Below are 19,332 nucleotides of genomic sequence, written 5' to 3' on the forward strand. Positions count from 1 at the left end.
CCGGACCGACCACGTACGACAGATCCGCACCGGACACCGCGTCCTCGTACGTCACCGTGTCGCCCTTGGCCACCGGCGCGAGCTTCCCCGCGCCCTTCAGACCCAGGGTCACCGCATGTCCGGCTCCGGCCTCGAAGCGGAGCAGCCTGCCGGCGTCCGATCCGAACCAGCTGCGCGCGGCATTGGTCGTGTTGGCGAAGGCGAAACCCTCGGCGGCGGACGGGACGACCGTCGGATCGACGTCCTTCCACGACTTCCCCGCCCGGTAGCCGGTCGGAACCGCCGACACCTCGGCCTGCACGCGCCCGTCGGACAGCATCCAGTACCGCGCGTTCGCCGTCCGCTTCCCCGTCAGCTCGGCGACCCGCTTCGCCTTCGGCGCGGCCTTGCCCTTCGGCAGCCTCTCCCGGCTGGGTATCTCCGGCCGTCCGTCCGGCGCCGGCCTCACGTCCTGCTGTTCATCGTCCGAGAACCAGCCCAGAGCCGTTTCGAAGACACCCTTGCCGTCGTCCTGACCGGGCGGCCCGGGGGGCGGCGACGCATACGCGACCTGCGGCAGTAGCGTTCCCGCCACCGCCGACACCACCAGACAGGAGACATATCTCCTGTAGGAGCTTCGCACCTTGATGCCTTTCCGTGCGGCGGACCGGATCCCGGGCACGCGGAAGGTGCTCCGCACACGGGAAAACGGCACGCCGAATGAGCCCGCCGGATTTTTCCGACGTGCTTGGAGCAGTGCCGCAGCCGTAGGCCCGTACACACGTGAGTCCAAGCTCACGACTACGGCGCACGGATCTTGATCAGTCAGGTAATGGCCTGTCAATTCCCCAGACATATAGGGTCATTGGGTCCCCATGGGTAGGTACTTCGCCTCCATGGGGCGATTTCTTGACTCCGACGGAAATGGTGTTGGGGTTTTGTGCTGGAGCGCCTCGGGGCGGAGGAGGGCTTGTTGATCGTGGGTGAGGCCGGGTTCATCAAGAAGGGCGTCCGTTCGGCCGGGGTGCAGTGGCAGTGCACCGGCACCTCCGGGAAGATCGGTCGTGAGGAGGGGCGGGAGACACGCTCGAAGTAGCATCTCTGCAAGCTTCTCCGGTCGGCACTTCGCAACCTCCGTCGTGGAGCAGTCGGACAGAGGCATCCATGCAAAGAGGGCAGAGTGCGATGAGTGTGGCTGAGAGTTGGTCCCGCGTGATGACTCTTCTTCGGGAGCACGCGCCGGCCGATCACGCGGACCTGCCAGGACCGGCTACTGAGCAGACGCTCGCGGCCGCCGAGGAACGGATGGGGGTCTCGCTCCCTGAGGATCTGCGGACGTGGCTGCTGCAGAACAGCCTGGATCTTCCCGAGGAAGACGTCGACGTGATGTGTTGCGGCTTCGACGGGTTCCCGGACGAGGGAAGCTTCTTTCTGGGCATCCGGGCGATGGAGAAGCTCTACACGAACCGGTCCATGCCCGGTGGATTCGACCCTCCGGACCAGCCGGACAACCCGTTCTGGCGTAATGAGTGGATCCCGTTCCTGTCGGACCAGGACGGCTGGAGGGGAAAGTTCATCGATGCGCGGGACGGGCGTGTCGGCCGCTGGTTCGTGGGTGACTCCACGGTCACGGGCGAGTACGAATCACTGGCCCAGTATTTCGACTCCGTAGCGCACATGTTGACGAAGATCGCCGACGGAAACAATCCGATCTGCAAGGTCGCCGAAGGGCGCCTCGTTTGGTCGTGAGGCGCTTCCCTACCGCATGACGGCCAGCGCTGATCCGTCCCCACCCTGGAACGGCAATGACCTTCGTCAGCGTTGCCGTTCCAGGGTGAGGACGGCCGTGACGATGACGCTCACGCGATGGGGGCTGCAGCGGGCTTTGCGGAGGATCCGCCAGGACTTGAGTCGCGCGATGCTGCGTTCGACCGGTGCTCGTGCCGCTGACAGGGCCCGGTTGATCGTTCGCTGGGTCGTGGTGAGGTCCCGGTTCGGGAGCCATCTGATCGGTGTGGTCACCCAAGGGCCGGCGCCGATATAAGCGCGGTCGGTGAGGATCGGAACACCCTGGCGTTCGCAGATCCGGATGATGCGGTGGATGCGGGCCGCGGTCAGGTGTCGCCGACAACCACTCTCGGTTTGGCTGGCTGGAGTAGCAGATCGCGGGTCGCCGACTGGGTTTGTGCGAACTTGATCCGTGACCGAAGCCCTGACACCTGATAGTGCTTCATATGGACCGACATCCACATGACTCCCGAGGAGGGCATGCGGGCCCATCCGGACCTCCAGGGCGGTGCGGCGTCCGGCGTCATGCTGCCGATCCACTGGGGCACGTTCAACCTCGCCCCGCACCCGTGGGCGGAGCCGGGCGAGGGCACCGTCGAGGCCGCCGCCGGGGCAGGGCAGCGGATCGCCCTGCCCTGTCCGGGCGAGCCCTTCGAGCCGGGCGCCGAGCGGCTGCCCGACACCACCTGGTGGCGGGCGGTCGCCCAGGCCCCCGCGGGTGGCTGGGGAGGTTCCGCTCTCACCGACGGTCACGGGCAGTGCGTACCCGAGTCCGGCGTGAACGCGCATCCGGGTACCGGGCGGACGCCCGGGGGGCCGGGCACGGACACCGGTCGAGGCGCACCGGAGGCCGCGCACACGACGTGACGCGGGCGCGGGCCGGGCGGTCCGCATCTCCTCCGGGGCATTCCGGTGGGGAACGATTTCCGCAGAGGGCGGAGGCGTACGAGCGCCTCCGCCCTCTTCCGTTCCCGCCGCTCCACGGCCCGCGGAGGTCGAGGCGTCGACTTTCGGCCACGTGGTTCTCGGCCTGTCGTGCGAGGGGCGATACCAGACCGGGCCGCTCTACGGGTAAGTTTGCCAACTGCGCACCGCACATGAACGGTTGACGACTACAGTGTGTGGTTGGTGATCATCGGTAGGCTCATCGCACCCCGCAGTACCCGCTGCACGACACCCCCCGCTCGACACCCCAGAACGACCGACTGAAGCACCCCCGTAGTCCACCCCCTGTACCCCGCAGTACGCCGATTCCTGGGCACGTACCAAGGACACTCATGTCTCAACTTCGCGCACCCGCCTCGCGGTCCGATCGACGCGAGGGCGGGCGGCACGGCCGGTCGGGCGCCCGCTCCGCCTCCGGCACCCCCAGCACCCCCCCGGCGCAGACGTCCGCGCCGCTCCCGACGGAAGCCCGCATACGCCCCCAACTCCTGCGCACCTCCGTGCTCCCCGCCGTCGCGGTGGCACTGGGCGGCGCGGCGGCCGTGCTCTTCACCATCCGTTCCACGGGGGCCAGCCCCACGCCCGGCCTCTGGGCCGCGCTGACCGGCGCGGCCGCCCTCACCGTCGCCTCCGTGACCGCCGCGGCGCTCGGCGCCGACCGGGCGGCCAAGGCGGTCCTGGACCGCTGTAACGCCCTGCGCCGCTCCAGCGCCCGCGGCCAGAGCGAACTGCGTGCGGTCGTCGAACAGTTGCGCAGGGGAGAGGGGCTCCCGCCCCGCCCCGCGGTGCCGACAGGACCCGCGACAGGTGACGAATTCGACCTGCTGTCGCAGGAGTTGAACCGCTCGCACGAGGCCGCCGTGGCAGCCGTCGTCCAGGCGTCCCGACTCTCCAGCAGCGTCGGCAACGAACAGAAGGTCGAGGTCTTCGTCAACCTCGCCCGGCGCCTGCAGTCCCTCGTCCACCGCGAGATCCAGCTCCTCGACGAGCTGGAGAACGAGGTCGAGGACCCGGAGCTGCTCAAGGGCCTGTTCCACGTCGACCACCTGGCGACCCGCATCCGCCGGCACGCCGAGAACCTCGCCGTGCTCGGCGGCGCCATCTCGCGCCGCCAGTGGTCGAACCCGGTCACCATGACCGAGGTGCTCCGCTCCTCGATCGCCGAGGTCGAGCAGTACCCGCGCGTCAAGCTCGTACCGCCGATCGACGGTACGCTCCGGGGCCATGCCGTGGCCGACGTCATCCACCTCCTCGCCGAACTCGTCGAGAACGCGACGCTGTTCTCCGCCCCGCACACCACGGTGCTGCTGCGCGCCCAGTACGTCACGGCCGGCCTCGCGATCGAGGTCGAGGACCGCGGCCTGGGCATGCCCGTCACCGAGCAGAACAAGATGAACGCCCTGCTCTCCGATCCCGATCAGGTCAACGTCGCGCATCTGCTCCAGGACGGCCGCATCGGCCTCTTCGTCGTCTCGGCGCTCGCCCGCCGGCACGGCATCGCCGTACGGCTCCAGTCGAACATCTACGGCGGCGTCCAGGCCGTCCTCGTGCTGCCGCAGGGTCTCCTCGGCGCCGACCCCGAGGGCCTGGCACAGCACGAGCGCCAGGCCGCCGCGGCCGTCGGTTCCCCGGCGATCCCTCCGGGGCAGGTGCAGATGCAGCCCCAGGCACAGGCGCCGGAGCCGGTGCACGCCCCCGAGCCGGTCCACGCTCCGACCCCGGGCCACGCTCCGGCTCACGCTCCGACCCCGGTCCACGCCCCGTCACCGGTCCAGGTCCCGGCCCACGCCGAGGCCCCGGCCCACTCCGACGTCCGGCACTCCGACCGGCACGAAGGGCACTACGAGGGCTCCCACTCGGTCCCGGCCGCGGGCCGGATGCCGGCGCACGCCCAGGCCTCCGCGCCGATGGCCGCGCCCTCCGCGGAGCGGGCCGCCGTCCGCCACGAGGAGACGCTGTCGTCCGACCCGCTCGCGTACTCCCGTACGAGCACGCACGGCACGCACCTGAACGGCCACGTCAACGGCCACGCGGACGCCGGCTCCATCCCCTCGATACCCGCGCAGTCGGTCGGCTCCGAGCACCAGGCCCCGCTCCTGCCCCCGGCGCCCGAGGGACCCCGTGCCGAACCCTCCGGCCGGCCCCTCCTCCCGAAGCGGCGCGCCCAGGAACACCTGGTCCCGCAGCTGCGCGACGAGCCGGCGGCCCGCAGGCCCGAGGAGCACGCCCTGCACGACCCCGGCCTGATGGCCGCTTTCCAGCGCGGAATCGGCCTCGCCGAATCCCAGCCCGCCCCCCACGAACCGCTGCGTCCAGGCGACGCGCACAAGGAGTAGATCACCATGGCGAGCAATGTGCCGAACGGCCATTCCTCGGATCTCGACTGGCTGCTGAGCGGCCTGGTTCAGCGGGTCCCGTACACCCGCAACGCCGTTCTGCTCTCCTCCGACGGCCTCGTGAAATCCGTCCACGGCCTCGACCCCGACGCCGCCGACCACATGGCGGCCCTGGCCTCCGGCCTCTACTCGCTCGGCCGGAGCGCGGGCGCCCGGTTCGGCGACGGCGGCGAGGTCCGCCAGGTGGTCGTGGAGCTCGACTCCACGCTCCTGTTCGTCTCCACCGCGGGCTCCGGCACCTGCCTCGCCGTCCTCGCCGGGCGCGAGGCGGACGCCGCCGTGCTCGGCTACGAGATGGCGATGCTCGTCAAGAGCGTCCGGCCGTATCTGGTCACGCCGGCCCGGCAGGCGGCCGGCGCGGCGGGTGGCCGCGGGCAGTGAACGTGACGTCCCATCAGGAAGGGCCCTGGCTCGACGACGCGGCCGGCCGGCTGATCCGGCCGTACACCGTGAGCGGCGGCCGGACCAAGCCCAGCACCGCGCTGGACCTGCTCTCGATGGTGATGGCGACCGGCTCGATCCCGCAGCCCCACATGGGCCCCGAGCACAGCCTGGCCCTCGGGCTGTGCGACGGGCCCACCTCGGTGGCCGAGATCGCGGCGCACTTACGGTTGCCGGCCGTCGTCACCAAGGTCCTGCTCTCCGACCTCGTGGACTGTGGGGCTCTCACCGCCAGAGCCCCCCGGTTCCACACCAACCACACCGACCGTTCCTTGCTGGAGGCAGTGCTCGATGGCCTACGACAACGGCTCTGAGCGCCACGAGAGTTTCGCGACCGACCCGTTCCCCACCGCGCTCAAGATCCTGGTGGCGGGCGGGTTCGGCGTGGGCAAGACGACCTTGGTGGGCGCGGTCAGCGAGATCGAACCGCTCAGCACCGAGGAGCTGCTGACCTCGGTCAGCGCGGCCACCGACAGCCTGGAGGGCGTGGAGTCCAAGACCACGACCACCGTGGCCATGGACTTCGGGCGCATGACGCTCGACGACCGCCATGTGCTCTACCTGTTCGGCACCCCCGGACAGGAGCGCTTCTGGTTCATGTGGGACGAGCTCTCCGAGGGAGCGCTCGGCGCGGTCGTCCTCGCCGACACCCGCAGGCTCCAGGAGTGTTTCTCCGCCGTGGACTTCTTCGAGCGGCGCGGCATCCAGTTCGTCGTGGCGGTCAACGAGTTCGACGGCGCCTACCGCTACGAGCCGGACGAGGTGCGGGCCGCGCTCGACCTCAAGCCGGAGGTGCCGGTCGTCGTGTGCGACGCCCGGATCTCCAGCTCCGGCATCCGTACCCTGCTGACCCTCGTCCAGCATCTGCTCACCACCATTCCGGCCGCCGTGCCGAGCTTCGGAGCCACGCCATGACCTACGACCCGACCGGTCATCTCCTCCTGACCCCCATCGACAAGGACGCTCCCGCGCGGGTGCAGCGGCTCCGTGAACTCGGGCTCGGGGAGCGACCGGACCCGGCGTTCGACGAGTTCGCGCACCGCCTCGCGGACGTGACCGGAGCCCCGTTCTCGATGGTCAACTTCATCGACGAGAACCGGCAGTTCTTCGCGGGGCTGCACACCCCCGAGGGCACCCACTCGGGCAGCGACCTCGGCGCGGCCGCGGCGAGCACCGGTGGCGTCGGCCGCTACATGGCCCGCGACCACGGCTACTGCCCGCACGTGGTGGTACGGCGCAAGGCGCTCGTCCTGGAGGACGTCTGCGACTACCCGCGCTTCGCGGGGAACCCGGTCGTGGACGAGATCGGGATCCGCTCCTACATGGGCGCGCCGCTGATCGACCGTACCGGTGTCGCGCTGGGCACGATCTGCGTGGTCGACACCGACGTCCGCCCGTGGGGGCGCGCCGGCCTGGAGACGATCAAGGCGATGGCGGCCGAGCTGGTGGAGCAGATCCACCGCCGCGAGGACGGCATGTTCTGACCGGCACCGCCGGAGAACACGGCCGGGGCCCCGGTACGGCGAGTGTCGCCGTACCGGGGCCCCGGCCGTATTCGTGCCCGTGCCCGTGCCTTTGCTCGCTTCCGTGGCCGCTCAGGCGTGCGCCGGTTCGAGCTCCGGGGTCCGGACCAGGTCGGAGAGCCGCTCCGACCAACTGCCCTTGTCCTGGCCGAGGGCGACCTCGGCCAGCCGCAGGAGCTGGATGTCGGAGGTGCCGGCCGGGGCGAAGATGTGGTGCGCGTCCCGGAGGTACCGCTCGATGGCCCGGTCCGTGAAGAGGCCGGCGGCGGCGTGGATCTCCATGGCGTTGCGGCCGGAGTCGATCGCCGACTCGACGTTGACGAGCTTCGCGTTCATCAGCTCGGCGTCGCAGGACAGTCCCTGGTCGAGCAGGTGCACCGCGTGGTACGCGGAGAGCCGGGCCGTCATGAGCCGGGACTGCATCTGACCGAGCTTCAGCTTCACCGTGGGCAGGTCGTGGAGCGGCTTGCCGTAGCGGATGCGCTCGGAGGCGAACCGGGTGGTCTCCTCCAGGATCGCCTGGTGGATGCCGAGCGAGACGGCGGTGAGGTTGGCCCGCCCGTACAGGACGCTGGAGGAGTACGCGACGGAGAGGCCGTCGCCCTCGTCGCCGAGGCGGTTGGACGCCGGGACACGGCAGTTCTCGAAGATGAGCTCGCCGAAGCTGAAGCCGTGGAGTCCCATGGCGGGCTGCTGCGGACCGGTCCTGAACCCCGGGCGATCGGATTCGACCAGGAAGGCGGTGAGTCCCTTCGAGCCGGGACCGGTCCTGACCACGACGCCGTGCAGATCGCCCACGTGGCTGTTGCCGACGAAGACCTTGCTGCCGTTGAGGATGTAGTCGTCGCCGTCCCGGACCGCGCTGGCGCTCATCCCGAGGACGTGACCGCCGGACTCGGGCTCGGTCACCGCGATGGTCGGCAGGCACTCACCGGCCGCGACGGCGGGGAGCCAGGTCTTGCGCTGCTCGTCGCTGCCGAAGTGGACGATCTTGGCGGTGCCCAGCTGCGAGGCCTGGACCATGGCGCCCATGGCGCCGCTGACCCGGGAGAGCTCCTCGATGATGATGGTTTTGGCCAGGTGGCCGGCGCCCATGCCGCCGTACTCCTGGCTGATTGTCGCTCCCAGCCAGCCCTGCTCGGCGATGAGCCGGGAGAGCTCGTGGTGGACTGTCCGGGATGCTTCCATCTCGGCTATCCGTGGCCGAACCTCACGCTCTGCGAAGTCCCGGACCGTCTCCCTGAGCTGATGATGCAGTCGACTGCTGAAGTAGCCGTCCATTCGAGTCCTCCCCTGCGAAACGCCTGTCGGCCTGGTCGACCGGGCAGGTGGTGCATCGGCAGTGGTCCCGTCCCGAACAGGCCGACCTCTTCATGGTGTTGATCTTTCCGGGACGGAGCAATATCGCCACGACTTTTGTCCGAAACAGGAGCTGTTGACGATTGAATCTGACTGTGTTTCGTGTGGTGTTGGCCCCCTACCACCGGTTCGGTGTCCATTCCCCGTGGGCATCTTTCTGCCACATGCCAACGGCAACGGATCCGGCGGCATATGGCCATGAGGCTCCCGAGGTCGTCCCATCCGCCCCTTCATCACCATAGGGGCGGCATTCCGGAATCCTCCCGACCGCGCCCCCGCCCCGAGAACACGGGCCTCGCCCCCGCCCTCCCCACTCCTGGGGCCCTCGCCACGGGCGCGCGGGCGCACTGAGGGGCGTGCGGAAGCATCACGGAGAGTGAGCGCCACGCCCCCGGCGCGCACCCCTCGCCCGGGCGCCGGAAAGGGTTCGTGACCACCACGGAAAGTGCGGTATTGTTCTGATGCGCGTTCGGCCAGGGGAAACCCCAGGTCAGACGGGTGATCGGGACGTGGCGCAGCTTGGTAGCGCACTTGACTGGGGGTCAAGGGGTCGCAGGTTCAAATCCTGTCGTCCCGACTCGAAAGAGTCGTAGATCAGGGGCCGTTTCAGAGCAATCTGAAACGGCCCCTGACTCGTTCTCGGGGATCGGTCGGGGATCAGTTGGGGACCGGTTGGGATGTGACGCGGCTCACGGGAACCCCGGGGCGGGACGGTCCAGTGCAGATCATGAACGTCTCCTCGAAGCACTCTCCCTCGTCCGTCCCGTCCGTCCCCGCCCTGGCGGCGACGCGCCGGTCCGTGCTGCGCGGGCTCGGCGTCGCGACGGCCGCGGGCACCGCCGCGATCTGCCTCCCGGCCGCCACGGCCCACGCCGCGCCCGCCGGGCGGCCGACGCGCGGCGCCTCCGGCACGTACGCGCTGACCCTCGTCCACCTGGGCCGCGACGGCGCGCCGACCACCGACTACCGCACCCTGCTGACCGCGCTGTCCGGGCCCGACGCCGGCAGCGGCCGGGAGCTGAAGGAATCGCCCAGCACCGTCACCGTCCAGGTGCCCGCCGGGCGGTACCTGCTCGACTCCACCCTCTCCACCAGGCCGGTGGGGGAGGGGAACTGGGGGAACGACTGGCTCGTGCAGCCCCGGCTGGACGTCGACCGCGACATGACCCTCGTGCTCGACGCGCGGGTCGCGCGCCCCGTGGACATCCGGCCGCCGGTCGCCGACGCCAGGTTCGAGCAGGCCGGGGCGTTCGCCAAGGTGACGTACGAGGGGGTCACCGGGTTCGTGAACCTGATGACGAGGTCTCTGGACCTGCGTACGGCGCACCTGGGGCCGGCCGCCGAGCGCGGGGCCGTACAGACCTGGGTGGACTCGTACTGGAGCCGGCCGGGCGGCGTCTGCGCCCTCGGCTACGCCTTCCGGGGCGAGCGGGCGCTGACCGGTCTGGTCCGGCACCCGGTGCCCGGCGACCTGGCCACGCTGGTGGTGCGCGCGGGGGTGCCCGCGTCCGGAGGGGGAACGGCCCTCGTCGAGTTCTCGCCGTCGGCGGGCCCCTCCCCGGCGCTGGGGCTGCCCGTGCCGTCGGGGGGCACCGGGACGTTCCTCTTCACGCCCGAGCGCGGCACCTGGGACCTCGTGTACGGTGCGCAGCCCGAACAGGAGGGGCCCGCCAACAACTACTTCGTCCTCGGGCGCTCGTTCACGCCCGGATCCACCACGGTGCACACCTTCGACATCCCGGTCTTCGGCCCGGCCATGGACTCCTCGCCCGGCGCCCGGCCCGTCGCGCAGCGCACCGGCGACACCCTGGACCTGACGGTGCCGCTGCTCGCCGACGGCGAGGGCCACGTGCCGTCCTCGCCCCTGTTCACCGCGTCGACCGTCACGCTGCACCGCGACGGCACGCTGGTCGCGACCCGCCGCGGCGAGAAGCCGGGGCACGCCTCGTTCACGGTGCCGGCGGGGCGGGCCGCCTACCGGCTGACGGCGAGCGCGACGCGGCCGCGCGGGAGCGTCACCGCGGCGTGGACGTTCACCTCCGCCGCGACGGCCACCGCCACCGACCTCCCGTTGAGCGCCGTGCGCTTCGGCCCCGACCTCGCGCTCGACGGCACCGCCCCGGCGCACACCACGAGCCGGGTGGCGGTGACGGTGGAGGGCGCGGCCCGGCGGTCGGGGGTGCGGTCGTTGACCGTGTCCGTGTCGACGGACCGGGGCGCCACCTGGACGCAGGCGGCGGTGACCGGCGGCCGGAGCACGGTGACGACGCCGGGGCCCGGCAAGGCGGTGTCGCTGCGTGCGGAGCTGACGGACGCGCACGGCAACACCCTCACCCAGACCCACATCGACGCGTACGTCACGCGGTTCGCCACCGGGGCGCGCTGACGCCGGGCTCCTCCCGCCGGTCCTCCGGCCGCCGGACGAGGCCGAGGGTGCCGGCGGCCAGGGCCCAGAGCAGGAGCGGGAACGCGGCGACCCGCTCCATGCCGCCCATGCCCAGGCCGAGGTAGTGGCCGGAGAGGAACAGCCCGAGAGCCGCGATCGCCGTGATCCCCAGCAGGGCGGTGGCCCGTCGCAGCGGGGGCCGGACGCGGCCCGCCAGGCCGGAACCCGCCAGGACGAGGCCGATGTTGCCCCCGGCCATGATGAGGAGGGCGCCCAGGACGTGCTGGTTCTCGTCGACGTCCGCGGGAGCCAGGCCGGCCAGGACGAACCCCGCGCCGGCGCCGGCCAGGAGCAGCCGGGCGAGGGCGGCGGCCGGCCCCTTGCGCCACAGGGCGTCGCCGGTCAGGGCGGCACCGACGACGAGCAGCACCCCCAGGGCGATGAACGAGCCGTTCATCAGGCCGTGTTCCGGGGAGCAGACGTACCGCGGTTCGGGGGTGGCCTGCAGTGCGCAAAGGGCGTTCCCCAGATCGCTGATGTTGTTCTGTGCCCAGCTGTACGGTCTCGACCAGGCCGACTCGGTGATCCCGTGGATCACGAAGAACTGCACCACTCCGACGATCCATGCCGCGTACCCGATCCGGAACTTCATCCGTCCGTCCTCCCCATGTGAACCCGTACGGGAAGTCGATCACGCGGCGCCCGACCGGGGCACTCCGACGAACCCCCTGGCGCGGGGTGGGGTCCGCCCCACCCCGCGCCAGGGGGTTCGCCGTCAGGTCGCTTCGTTCAGAGAGTGGCCCGTACGACGACGAGCGAGCCCTCGTACGCGGGCTCGGAGCGCAGGTGGCCGAAGTGCCGGTCCCAGGCCCCGGATTCCAGGTCGCCGCGGAGGGTTCGGTCGAAGCGTTCGCGTACGCCGTCGTCGACGAAACTCCAGGCGGAGCACGCCTGGCGGGCACGGGGGTCGAGGAGCAACTCGGGGCGTCCGTAGTACGCCTCGTTGAAGCCGTCGGTGCAGTCGAGGGGGATGGGGACGGGGTCGACGGTGACCGTTCCGCCGAGGGCGGCGGCGATCCGGTCGACGGGCGGGTACCGGCGGGCCTCCGTGTCGAGGACCTCAGGGGCGTAGTCGTACAGCCAGAAGTGGCGTACGAGGGCCGGGTCGCAGGTGAGGACCACGACGGGGCCGCGGGTCACGCGCCGCATCTCCCGCAGGCCGGCGCTCACATCGCTCCACTGGTGCACGCTGAACAGCGTCATCGCGGCGTCGAACTCGCCGTCGGGGAAGGGCAGGTCCTCGGCGACGGCGTCGATCGCGCGGGGGAGTCGGTCCGACCGCTGGGCCCGCATCGAGGCGGACGGTTCGACGGCGGTCACCGCTCCGGCGACGCCCTCGTACGATCCGGCGCCGGCGCCGACGTTGAGGACGGTGCGCGCCTGCCCCAGGCTCTTGGCGAGGAGCCGGGCGATGCGTCCGTCCGGACGGCGGTAGGCGGAGTAGCCGGAGCTGATCGCGCCGTGGTCGACGTCGCCGGCGCTGCCGTCGTGCGTACGTGTCGTCATCTGCCTTACCTCGCCTCGTGAGCAGGAGCAGCGGAAGCGGACGCAGGGCTCACGCGGAGGAGCCTCGCTCGGCAGTCTCCGCTCGGACGGCCGCGACTCCCATCTTGCATCTGCTGATCTGATCTCACAATTGCCTCACGAATGCTTGGTTGATCACCTATGTGGGCAGGCAGATGTGGTTCATAGCTTTGGGGGTTCGGGTGCCCGGAGTGGTGGGGGCGGCGGGCTGTCAGCCGCGCAGCTCGGCGCGTGCCAGGAAGTGGCCGGCAGCGTCCTCGTACGCGTCCAGGTGCCAGCCCGTCGCCTCCAGCGCGGGGCGGAGGTTGTTCTCGTCGGCGCGATGCGTGAAGAAGGCCCGGGGTCGCGGTGTGCTCGGACCGGGCCGCCACGAGCGCGGCGAACCGGTGGAGCAGACGTTCTCCCCAGGGGTCGAGCGGAGTGCCCGTCAGGAACCGCACGCCCCAGGCGCTGGATCCCCGGCGGAACGCCTGCTGTCCGTACCCGTCGCACGTCGCCAGGGCGACGCCGTCGGCGCAGGGTGTGAACGGTTCGTCGGCCGGGCGCAGCTCCGGCGGAAGCGGCCCGCTGCCCGCGAACAGAGGATCGGCGTCGGCCGCCGGGGTGAGGGCGACCGCTCCGCGCGTCGCCGGCCTCTCGGGGCCCGCCTCCACGGTCACGGTGTCGGCTCCCGCCAGCAGCCGGCCGGCCGGGCCCAGTGCCAGGACGGGAACCTCCGCCGCCAGGGCGTCCTGGAGCAGGGCGTGCGCGGCAGGGGCGGCGGACCGGGGCGTGGCCAGGAGGACCAGGCCCTCGACGCCGCTCAGGCCGGGGGAGAGAACCCCGTCGACCGTGGCGGACCGGACGGTCAGGCCGGCTCGGGCGAGGGCCTCGCTCACGGCGGTCGGAGTCTCCGTCGCCGGGTTCCGCACCACGACCACCGCCATTGCGTACTCCTCACGTTCCGGCCGCGTCGGGCCGGGGTAGGGCGGGGGCCCCTGCGCACCGAACACCGCGAGCGGTGCGCAGGGGCCTCTGGCAGGTCGTCCCGTCGCGGCGAGAGCCACTCCTCCGCCCCGGGCCGGTACCTGCCGGTCAGGCAGCCCTCACCCGACCGGGGCGAGGGGGCTCGGACACAGAAGGCCTACGGCTTCTGGAAGCCGGCGTCCTGAAGGATCTTCTGGCCCTCGGGCGAGGACAGCCAGGCCACGAACGCGGCCGCGGCCTCGGCGTTCTTGGAGTCCTTGAGGGCCGCGGCCGGGTACTTCGCGATGGCGTTCTGCGCGTCGGGGATCTCGACGGCGTCGACCTTGTCGGCGGCGGAGGCGGCGTCCGTCTTGTAGACGAGGCCGGCGTCGGCCTCGCCCAGCTCGACCTTGCTGAGCACGGCGCGGACGTTCGGCTCCTGGGAGACCGGCTTCACCGTGATCTTCTGGGCGTCCAGGACCTGCTTGCTGTACTTGCCCGCGGGCACCTCGGGGGCGGCGAGGACGACCTTGAGCTTGGTGTCGGCAAGGTCCTTCAGCTCGTCGACCTTGAAGGGGTTGCCCTCGCCGGTGGCGATGACGAGCCGGTTCTTCGCGATGATCGCCGGGGTGCCGGTCTCGGCCTTGACCTTGTCCATGCTCTTGGTGTCGGCGGTGACCAGGACGTCGGCGGGCGAGCCCTGCGACACCTGGGCGACGAGCTCCTGCGAGCCGGCGAACGAGAAGGTGACCTTCGTGCCCGGGTGGGACTTCTCGTAGGCGGCGCCGGCCGTCTTGAACACGTTGGTGAGGGACGCCGCCGCGAGGACCGTCAGGTTCGCCTGGGGCGCGGCGCTCGCGGAGCCGGAGGGCGTGGCCCCCGCGGCGTCGTTCTTCGTGTCGTCGTTGCCACCACAGGCGGCGAGGGGGACCAGCAGGGCCGCGGTGAGGGCGGCAGCGGCGGCACGACGTCTGGTGAACGTGAGGGTGTGGGTCATGAGGGTCTGAACTCCTTGGGGACGAACGGAGAGTACGGGGGAGGGCAGGCCGCGCCGGCTGCCTGGGTGTTGCGGTGTCGCGATGCTGCTGTGCTGCGTGAGGGGTGGTCAGGTGCGGTCGATGTGCACGCTGGTCGACTTCACGCGGGCGGTGGCCTGCATGCCGACTTCCAGTCCCAGCTCTTCCACGGCCTGGCGGGTGAGGAGGGAGACCAGCCGGTGTGGTCCGGCCTGGATCTCCACCTGCGCCGCGATGCCGCCGAGCCTGATCGCGGTGACGATGCCCGGGAAGGCGTTGCGGGCCGAGGTGTACGACACGTCGTCGTCGCCCTGTGACGCGAGCTCCGCGGAGAACGCGGCCAACGACGTCCCGTCGATCACGCGCCTGCCGCTGTCGTCGCGGTGGGTCGCGACCCGGCCCGCGTCGGCCCAGCGCCGTGCGGTGTCGGGGCTGACGCCCAGCAGTCGCGCGGCCCGGCCGATGGTGGAGGACTGCATGTGCGACACCGTAGGGCGCATCTCATCTCATGTGCAACAAAGCTGTGGGACTCTCCATGGCGAATGAGAGGAGGGCTGGAGGAACTGACGAGGGGGGCGTTCGGCGGGTTCAGGCAGGCTCATGTGGCCTCAGGTGGGCTCAGGACTCGGAGGGCGCGACCCCCGGGAGCCGGCAGCCGCCGATCCAGATGCCGGTGACGGCACTGATGTAGCGGGCGCCGCAGCGGTCGGACGGGACGACGAGCTGGGCGCCGGCCGTGTCGAGCTCCTCGCCGTCGAGCCGGGTCGCGAGGAGGACGGGGGAGCCGCCGAAGTCGGGGTCGATCTCCGCCCAGGACAGGACCGCGTGGTGCCCGTCGCCGCCGTTCACGACCAGGAGGAAGCGGGAGCGCTCCTTGCGGCGGGCGGGGTCGAAGCCGGGGTGGGTGCGGTCGAGGACCTCGAGCAACAGGGGTCCGGCGAAGGTGTGGCGCTGCGGCCCCGCCGTGGCGCAGTCGAAGACGACCTCGGCGCGGTGCTGCTCCCAGCCCTGGCGCAGGTCGGAGACGGTGAGCGAAGTGGGGTGGGCCACCTCGCCCCAGACGGAGAAGACTCCGGCGCGTACAGGCATCGCGGGCGGTGCGGTGCTCGGTCGACTCATCGTCGGTCCCTTTCGGACGGTCGGTGCTGCGGCTGCGGCTGCGCGCAGTGATACCCGACCGCCGGGACGGGGAATCGTGTCTGCCACCTGTACTCGCCTTTCCTCGCAGCATTTGTGAGCTTGCTACGAGTCGAGGGCTCCCATCCTCCAGGTCTATGACCCAACACCCCGCCTCGCCCGGTCCAGGGCGAGCCAGACGCGGTCCCGGGTGACCGGCAGTTCGGTGAAGCGGATCCCGGTGGCGTCGCGCAGCGCGTTGGCGAAGGCGGGGGCGACGGGGTTGAAGGGGCTCTCGCTCATGGACTTGGCGCCGAGCGGGCCGATCGCGTCGCTGGTCTCCGTGAAGTGGACCTCGGTCCGGGGGACGTCCGCGTACTGGGGGAGGCGGTAGCGGCGGAACGCGGCCGTGGTGACCTCGCCGCGCCCGTCGATCCGGACCGTCTCGAAGAGGGTGGCCCCCAGGGCCTGGGCGACGCCGCCCTCGACCTGGCCCCGGCACTGCATCGGGTTCATGACCTTGCCGGCGTCGGCGGAGTGGACGCTGCGCAGGATGCGGATCTCGCCGGTGCCGGGGTCGACGGCGATCCGGAACCACTGGGCGTTGAAGGCGACCGAGCGCGGCGAGCCGCCCCAGTGCCCGTCCGCCGCGAGCTCCTCCACGGCGCCGAGGGCGTGCCCGGCCTCGTACAGCTCCTTGAGCGTCACCGTGCGGCCGGCGCAGTCGAAGGCCTCGGCGCCGAGCACGCACAGGTGCCGGGCGACGCCGGTGTGGCGGGCGGCGAGGGTGCGCAGCCGTTCCGCGAGGGACGTCGCGGCGAGCAGGACGGCCTTGCCGGCGACGACGGTGCCGGCGGATCCGAAGGCGCCGGTGTCGTGGCGTACGACGTCGGTGTCGGACTGGCGGATCGCGAGGCGGTCCTCGGTGGTGTTCAGGGCGCCGGCGGTGATCTGCTTGTGGACCGTGGTGGTGCCGTTGCCGAACTCGGCGGTACCGACGGCGATGTCGTACGTGCCGTCCTCGAGGAGCGAGACGCGTGCGTCGGCGTAGTGACCGCCGGGCGGCCCGGTGGCGATCATGGCCATGCCGGTGCCCTGTCCGACGAGCCAGCCTTCGGGAGCCTCCTCCGCGCTGCGGTCCTCCGCGATGGCCCGGCGGACGACCTCCAGGCACTGGTCGAGGCCGTACGAGGCGATGTACAGGTCCTCCTCCTCGCCGATCGGGCTGTGCATGCCTTCGCCCGGGCCGATGATGTTCCGCTCGCGGAAGGCCAGCGGGTCCATGCCGAGGCGGCGGGCCAGTTCGTCCATGACGGACTCGACGGCGAAGGTGACCTGGCCGAGGCCGTATCCCCGGAAGGCGCCGGCCGGAACGACGTTGGTGTACACGGAGTACGCGTCGACCTTCTTGTGCGGGGCGCGGTAGACCGCGAACGACTCGCCGACGCTGTGGAACATGACGGCGGGGCCGTGGTTGCCGTACGCCCCGGTGTTGGACACGACCCGCATCCGCACGGCGGTCAGCGTGCCGTCGGCGCGGGCGCCGACCTTGATGCCGATGGTGAAGGGGTGCCGGGTGGTCGCTCCGTAGAACTGCTCTGCGCGGGTGTACTCCAGCTTCACCGGGCGGCGCAGCTTCAGCGCGGCCAGGGTGACGATGTCCTCGGTGAGCATCTCCTGCTTGCCGCCGAACCCGCCGCCCACCCGGCCGGCGACCACCCGCACCTCGTCCTCGGGCAGCTCGTACAGGGCGCACAGGGCCCGCCGGGTCAGGAACGGCGTCTGGGTGGAGGAGCGGACGGTGAGGCGTTCGCCCGTGCCGTCCTCCTTGGGCTCGAAGTACGCGACGCAGCCGTGGGTTTCGAGGCTCGCGTGCTGCACGCGCTGCGTGCGGAACGTCTCCTCGTACACGACGTGCGCCTCGGCGAAGCCCGCCTCGACGTCACCGATCTCGCCGTGCACCTCGCCCGCCACGTTGTTCTCGACGCGGGCGATGCGCACTTCGGGGCCCTTGCCGGCGTGGATGACCGGTGCGCCCGGCCGCATCGCCTCCTCCGGGTCGGTGACGTACGGCAGTTGCTCGTACACGACCTCGATCCGGCGGCAGCCCTCCTCGGCCGCCTGCTCGCTGTCGGCGACGACGGCGGCGACCCGCTGCCCGACGAAGCGGACGACGTCGTCCAGGACGCGCGTGTCGTCGGGGTCTTCGGTGGGGTGCTCGTGGCGGGCGCTGGAGTACAGGGTCGCGGGGGCGTCCTCATGGGTGAGGACGGTGTGCACGCCGGGCACGCGCAGGGCGGCGGCCGTGTCGATCGAGACGATCCGGGCGTGCGGGTGCGGAGAGCGCAGCAGCTTCATGTGGAGGAGGCCCGGGACCTCGACGTCGAAGGTGTAGCGGGCCCTGCCGGTGACCACGTCGGGACCGGCCGGGGCGCCGACGTTCCTGCCGACGGCCTGTCCCGCGCAGGGGCGTTCGGTGTGCTTCACGCCGCGTACGGCGTCCTCGATCGCCCGGTAGCCGGTGCAGCGGCAGATGTTGCCCTTGAACGCCCGCGGCAGGTCGTCGAGTTTGCCGTCGTCGTGCGCGGTGCCCCGCTCGGCCTCCAGGGCGGCCGTCGTCATCAGGAACCCGGCCGTGCACATGCCGCACTGGTAGCCCTGCGCGTCGAGGAACTTCTGCTGTACGGGGTGGAGTTCGCCGTCCCGGGAGGCGAGGCCCTCGACGGTGGTGACGGCGCGGCCCGCCGCCCGTACGGCCGGATACAGACAGCTGTGGACCGGCTCGCCGTCGACATGGACGGTGCAGGCACCGCAGTCCCCGGCGTCACAGCCCTTCTTCACCCCGAACCAGCCGCGCTCGCGGAGGTACGTGCGCAGACACTGGCCGCCGCGCGGCTCGTCGTCGTGGGACCGGTCGTTGACGCGGACGTGGAAGCTCATCGGGCACTCTTCTCCGGGCTGAGGGTCAGTTCGCGGCGGACTTCCTCGGCGAGGCGGAAGCCCATGTGCCGCCGCCACTCGGGCAGTCCGTGGATGTCGTCGAACCAGTCCTCCTCGCCGACGGCCGCCTCGATCGCCCGCCGCAGCTGCTCGGCGTCGGGCGGCAGCGGGAACCAGAACCGGAACGGCCGTACGGTCGCCGCGCTGATCGTCACCGCCAGCGAACCGTCCAACGGATCGAGCGTCCCGATGACCAGCGCACCCGAGCGGCCGAGCCCGTAGAGCGACGCCTGCCGGAACGCCGTACGGCACTCCAGCGCCCGGCCGGGGAGCGTGACGGAGCGCAGCAGCTCGCCCTCCGCGAGGTCCTTGCGACCCGCGCCGGTGATGAAGTCGACGACCTTCACCTCCCGCAGCGAGCCGTCCTGCGCCTGGAGAAGGCAGGAACCGTCGAGCGCGGCGGTCAGCGAGATCATCGGCCCGGCGGGCAGGCCGTTGCACAGGTTCCCGCCGACGGTCGCCATGTTCCAGATCTTGAACGAGGCGAGGAAGGCCCGGCAGCACTGCTCGAAGAGCGGCGCCGCCGGAGCGTCGAGGGTCTGCCTCCCGAAGCGGGACAGCTGGGCGATCGTGCAGGTCGCGGCGATCTCCAGGGAGCCGTCCGCGCGCCGGGTGAGCGGCTCCCACCCGGTCCGGCTCAGGTCGATCAGCCGCCGCAGACGCGGCTGCGGCTCGGAGAACAGATACGTGCCCCCGCCCAGCCACGCGTCGCCCGGGCGCCACGGCTCCCGGAGCCGGGCGTCCCTCACATCCGTGATCGTGTTCAGATCCATCCCCACGCCTTCCGACCGTTGCCTTCAGGCCAGTGAAGCCCGGGGGAGGCAGGCGGCACGACTGGTCGCGAAGCCGGAAAA

The 19,332-nt window shown here is 71.4% G+C and carries 15 protein-coding genes, 1 tRNA gene and 2 pseudogenes; 9 read left to right on the forward strand and 9 right to left on the reverse strand.

Features of this window, described 5'->3' with window-relative positions:
* Window positions 1-1,164: 1,164 nt before the first annotated feature.
* The gene (locus ACFC0G_RS28640) at window positions 1,165-1,728 is read left to right on the forward strand and encodes an SMI1/KNR4 family protein (RefSeq protein ID WP_376408295.1); all 564 of its coding nucleotides are present in this window, start codon (window positions 1,165-1,167) and stop codon (window positions 1,726-1,728) included.
* Window positions 1,729-1,794: 66 nt separating this feature from the next.
* Here ACFC0G_RS28640 and ACFC0G_RS28645 read toward each other — a convergent pair.
* A pseudogene (locus tag ACFC0G_RS28645) lies at window positions 1,795-2,193 on the reverse strand (transposase family protein); the annotation flags it as partial.
* Between the two features lie 21 nt (window positions 2,194-2,214).
* On the opposite strand from ACFC0G_RS28645, the pseudogene ACFC0G_RS28650 reads away from it, so the two are divergent.
* From ACFC0G_RS28650 to ACFC0G_RS28675, 6 genes and pseudogenes are all read left to right on the forward strand, one after another.
* A pseudogene (locus ACFC0G_RS28650) lies at window positions 2,215-2,634 on the forward strand (MBL fold metallo-hydrolase); the annotation flags it as partial.
* A gap of 410 nt (window positions 2,635-3,044) precedes the next feature.
* Window positions 3,045-5,048, forward strand: a complete 2,004-nt coding sequence (locus ACFC0G_RS28655) for an ATP-binding protein (RefSeq protein ID WP_376408297.1) — start codon at window positions 3,045-3,047, stop codon at window positions 5,046-5,048.
* A gap of 6 nt (window positions 5,049-5,054) precedes the next feature.
* On the forward strand, window positions 5,055-5,489 hold the full coding sequence (locus ACFC0G_RS28660; protein ID WP_376408300.1) for a roadblock/LC7 domain-containing protein: 435 nt from the start codon (window positions 5,055-5,057) through the stop codon (window positions 5,487-5,489).
* On the forward strand, window positions 5,486-5,863 hold the full coding sequence (locus ACFC0G_RS28665) for a DUF742 domain-containing protein (protein WP_376408303.1): 378 nt from the start codon (window positions 5,486-5,488) through the stop codon (window positions 5,861-5,863). The genes ACFC0G_RS28660 and ACFC0G_RS28665 overlap by 4 nt, the downstream gene beginning before the upstream one ends.
* Complete coding sequence (locus ACFC0G_RS28670; protein ID WP_376408306.1) at window positions 5,841-6,464, forward strand: ATP/GTP-binding protein; 624 nt, start codon at window positions 5,841-5,843, stop codon at window positions 6,462-6,464. Before ACFC0G_RS28665 ends, ACFC0G_RS28670 begins: the two co-directional genes overlap by 23 nt.
* The gene (locus tag ACFC0G_RS28675; protein ID WP_376408309.1) at window positions 6,461-7,033 is read left to right on the forward strand and encodes a GAF domain-containing protein; all 573 of its coding nucleotides are present in this window, start codon (window positions 6,461-6,463) and stop codon (window positions 7,031-7,033) included. The genes ACFC0G_RS28670 and ACFC0G_RS28675 overlap by 4 nt, the downstream gene beginning before the upstream one ends.
* 111 nt (window positions 7,034-7,144) lie before the next feature.
* On the opposite strand, the gene ACFC0G_RS28680 is transcribed toward ACFC0G_RS28675, so the two are convergent.
* Window positions 7,145-8,353 (reverse strand): acyl-CoA dehydrogenase family protein, encoded by a 1,209-nt coding sequence (locus ACFC0G_RS28680; RefSeq protein ID WP_376408312.1) that lies wholly within the window; start codon window positions 8,351-8,353, stop codon window positions 7,145-7,147.
* Window positions 8,354-8,934: 581 nt separating this feature from the next.
* On the opposite strand from ACFC0G_RS28680, the gene ACFC0G_RS28685 reads away from it, so the two are divergent.
* Together ACFC0G_RS28685 and ACFC0G_RS28690 are read left to right on the forward strand one after the other, a co-directional pair.
* Window positions 8,935-9,008 (forward strand) — tRNA-Pro (locus ACFC0G_RS28685).
* A 150-nt stretch (window positions 9,009-9,158) separates the two neighbouring features.
* Window positions 9,159-10,817 carry a serine protease gene (locus ACFC0G_RS28690; protein WP_376408315.1) on the forward strand — a complete coding sequence of 553 codons (1,659 nt, stop codon included), beginning with the start codon at window positions 9,159-9,161 and terminating at the stop codon, window positions 10,815-10,817.
* Here the strand turns inward: ACFC0G_RS28690 and ACFC0G_RS28695 are convergent.
* From ACFC0G_RS28695 to ACFC0G_RS28725, 7 genes are all read right to left on the reverse strand, one after another.
* Complete coding sequence (locus ACFC0G_RS28695; RefSeq protein ID WP_376408318.1) at window positions 10,789-11,469, reverse strand: DUF998 domain-containing protein; 681 nt, start codon at window positions 11,467-11,469, stop codon at window positions 10,789-10,791. The two genes, ACFC0G_RS28690 and ACFC0G_RS28695, sit on opposite strands and share 29 nt — an antisense overlap.
* A 137-nt stretch (window positions 11,470-11,606) precedes the next feature.
* Complete coding sequence (locus ACFC0G_RS28700) at window positions 11,607-12,383, reverse strand: class I SAM-dependent methyltransferase (RefSeq protein WP_376408321.1); 777 nt, start codon at window positions 12,381-12,383, stop codon at window positions 11,607-11,609.
* 1,141 nt (window positions 12,384-13,524) lie between these two features.
* Complete coding sequence (gene modA, locus ACFC0G_RS28705) at window positions 13,525-14,343, reverse strand: molybdate ABC transporter substrate-binding protein (RefSeq protein WP_376408324.1); 819 nt, start codon at window positions 14,341-14,343, stop codon at window positions 13,525-13,527.
* 108 nt (window positions 14,344-14,451) lie between these two features.
* Entirely contained in the window at window positions 14,452-14,841 is a 390-nt protein-coding gene (locus ACFC0G_RS28710) for a molybdopterin-binding protein (protein WP_376408327.1), read from the reverse strand.
* 139 nt (window positions 14,842-14,980) lie between these two features.
* Complete coding sequence (locus ACFC0G_RS28715) at window positions 14,981-15,481, reverse strand: molybdopterin-dependent oxidoreductase (protein ID WP_376408330.1); 501 nt, start codon at window positions 15,479-15,481, stop codon at window positions 14,981-14,983.
* 153 nt (window positions 15,482-15,634) lie between these two features.
* On the reverse strand, window positions 15,635-18,418 hold the full coding sequence (locus tag ACFC0G_RS28720) for a molybdopterin-dependent oxidoreductase (protein WP_376408333.1): 2,784 nt from the start codon (window positions 18,416-18,418) through the stop codon (window positions 15,635-15,637).
* Entirely contained in the window at window positions 18,415-19,251 is an 837-nt protein-coding gene (locus ACFC0G_RS28725; protein WP_376408336.1) for an FAD binding domain-containing protein, read from the reverse strand. Before ACFC0G_RS28725 ends, ACFC0G_RS28720 begins: the two co-directional genes overlap by 4 nt.
* Window positions 19,252-19,332 lie beyond the last annotated feature (81 nt).

The organism is Streptomyces sp. NPDC056169 (genome assembly GCF_042268445.1).
GTDB lineage: Bacteria > Actinomycetota > Actinomycetes > Streptomycetales > Streptomycetaceae > Streptomyces.

What these genes read in the sequence shown, in the direction of transcription:
- ACFC0G_RS28660 (WP_376408300.1), top strand. Translation starts at nt 5,055, where the DNA reads ATGGCGAGCAATGTGCCGAACGGCCATTCCTCGGATCTCGACTGGCTG.
- ACFC0G_RS28725 (WP_376408336.1), bottom strand. Translation starts at nt 19,251, where the DNA reads ATGGATCTGAACACGATCACGGATGTGAGGGACGCCCGGCTCCGGGAG.
- ACFC0G_RS28675 (WP_376408309.1), top strand. Translation starts at nt 6,461, where the DNA reads ATGACCTACGACCCGACCGGTCATCTCCTCCTGACCCCCATCGACAAG.
- modA (WP_376408324.1), bottom strand. Translation starts at nt 14,343, where the DNA reads ATGACCCACACCCTCACGTTCACCAGACGTCGTGCCGCCGCTGCCGCC.
- ACFC0G_RS28700 (WP_376408321.1), bottom strand. Translation starts at nt 12,383, where the DNA reads ATGACGACACGTACGCACGACGGCAGCGCCGGCGACGTCGACCACGGC.
- ACFC0G_RS28640 (WP_376408295.1), top strand. Translation starts at nt 1,165, where the DNA reads ATGAGTGTGGCTGAGAGTTGGTCCCGCGTGATGACTCTTCTTCGGGAG.
- ACFC0G_RS28655 (WP_376408297.1), top strand. Translation starts at nt 3,045, where the DNA reads ATGTCTCAACTTCGCGCACCCGCCTCGCGGTCCGATCGACGCGAGGGC.
- ACFC0G_RS28710 (WP_376408327.1), bottom strand. Translation starts at nt 14,841, where the DNA reads ATGCAGTCCTCCACCATCGGCCGGGCCGCGCGACTGCTGGGCGTCAGC.
- ACFC0G_RS28720 (WP_376408333.1), bottom strand. Translation starts at nt 18,418, where the DNA reads ATGAGCTTCCACGTCCGCGTCAACGACCGGTCCCACGACGACGAGCCG.
- ACFC0G_RS28695 (WP_376408318.1), bottom strand. Translation starts at nt 11,469, where the DNA reads ATGAAGTTCCGGATCGGGTACGCGGCATGGATCGTCGGAGTGGTGCAG.
- ACFC0G_RS28670 (WP_376408306.1), top strand. Translation starts at nt 5,841, where the DNA reads ATGGCCTACGACAACGGCTCTGAGCGCCACGAGAGTTTCGCGACCGAC.
- ACFC0G_RS28690 (WP_376408315.1), top strand. Translation starts at nt 9,159, where the DNA reads ATGAACGTCTCCTCGAAGCACTCTCCCTCGTCCGTCCCGTCCGTCCCC.
- ACFC0G_RS28680 (WP_376408312.1), bottom strand. Translation starts at nt 8,353, where the DNA reads ATGGACGGCTACTTCAGCAGTCGACTGCATCATCAGCTCAGGGAGACG.
- ACFC0G_RS28715 (WP_376408330.1), bottom strand. Translation starts at nt 15,481, where the DNA reads ATGAGTCGACCGAGCACCGCACCGCCCGCGATGCCTGTACGCGCCGGA.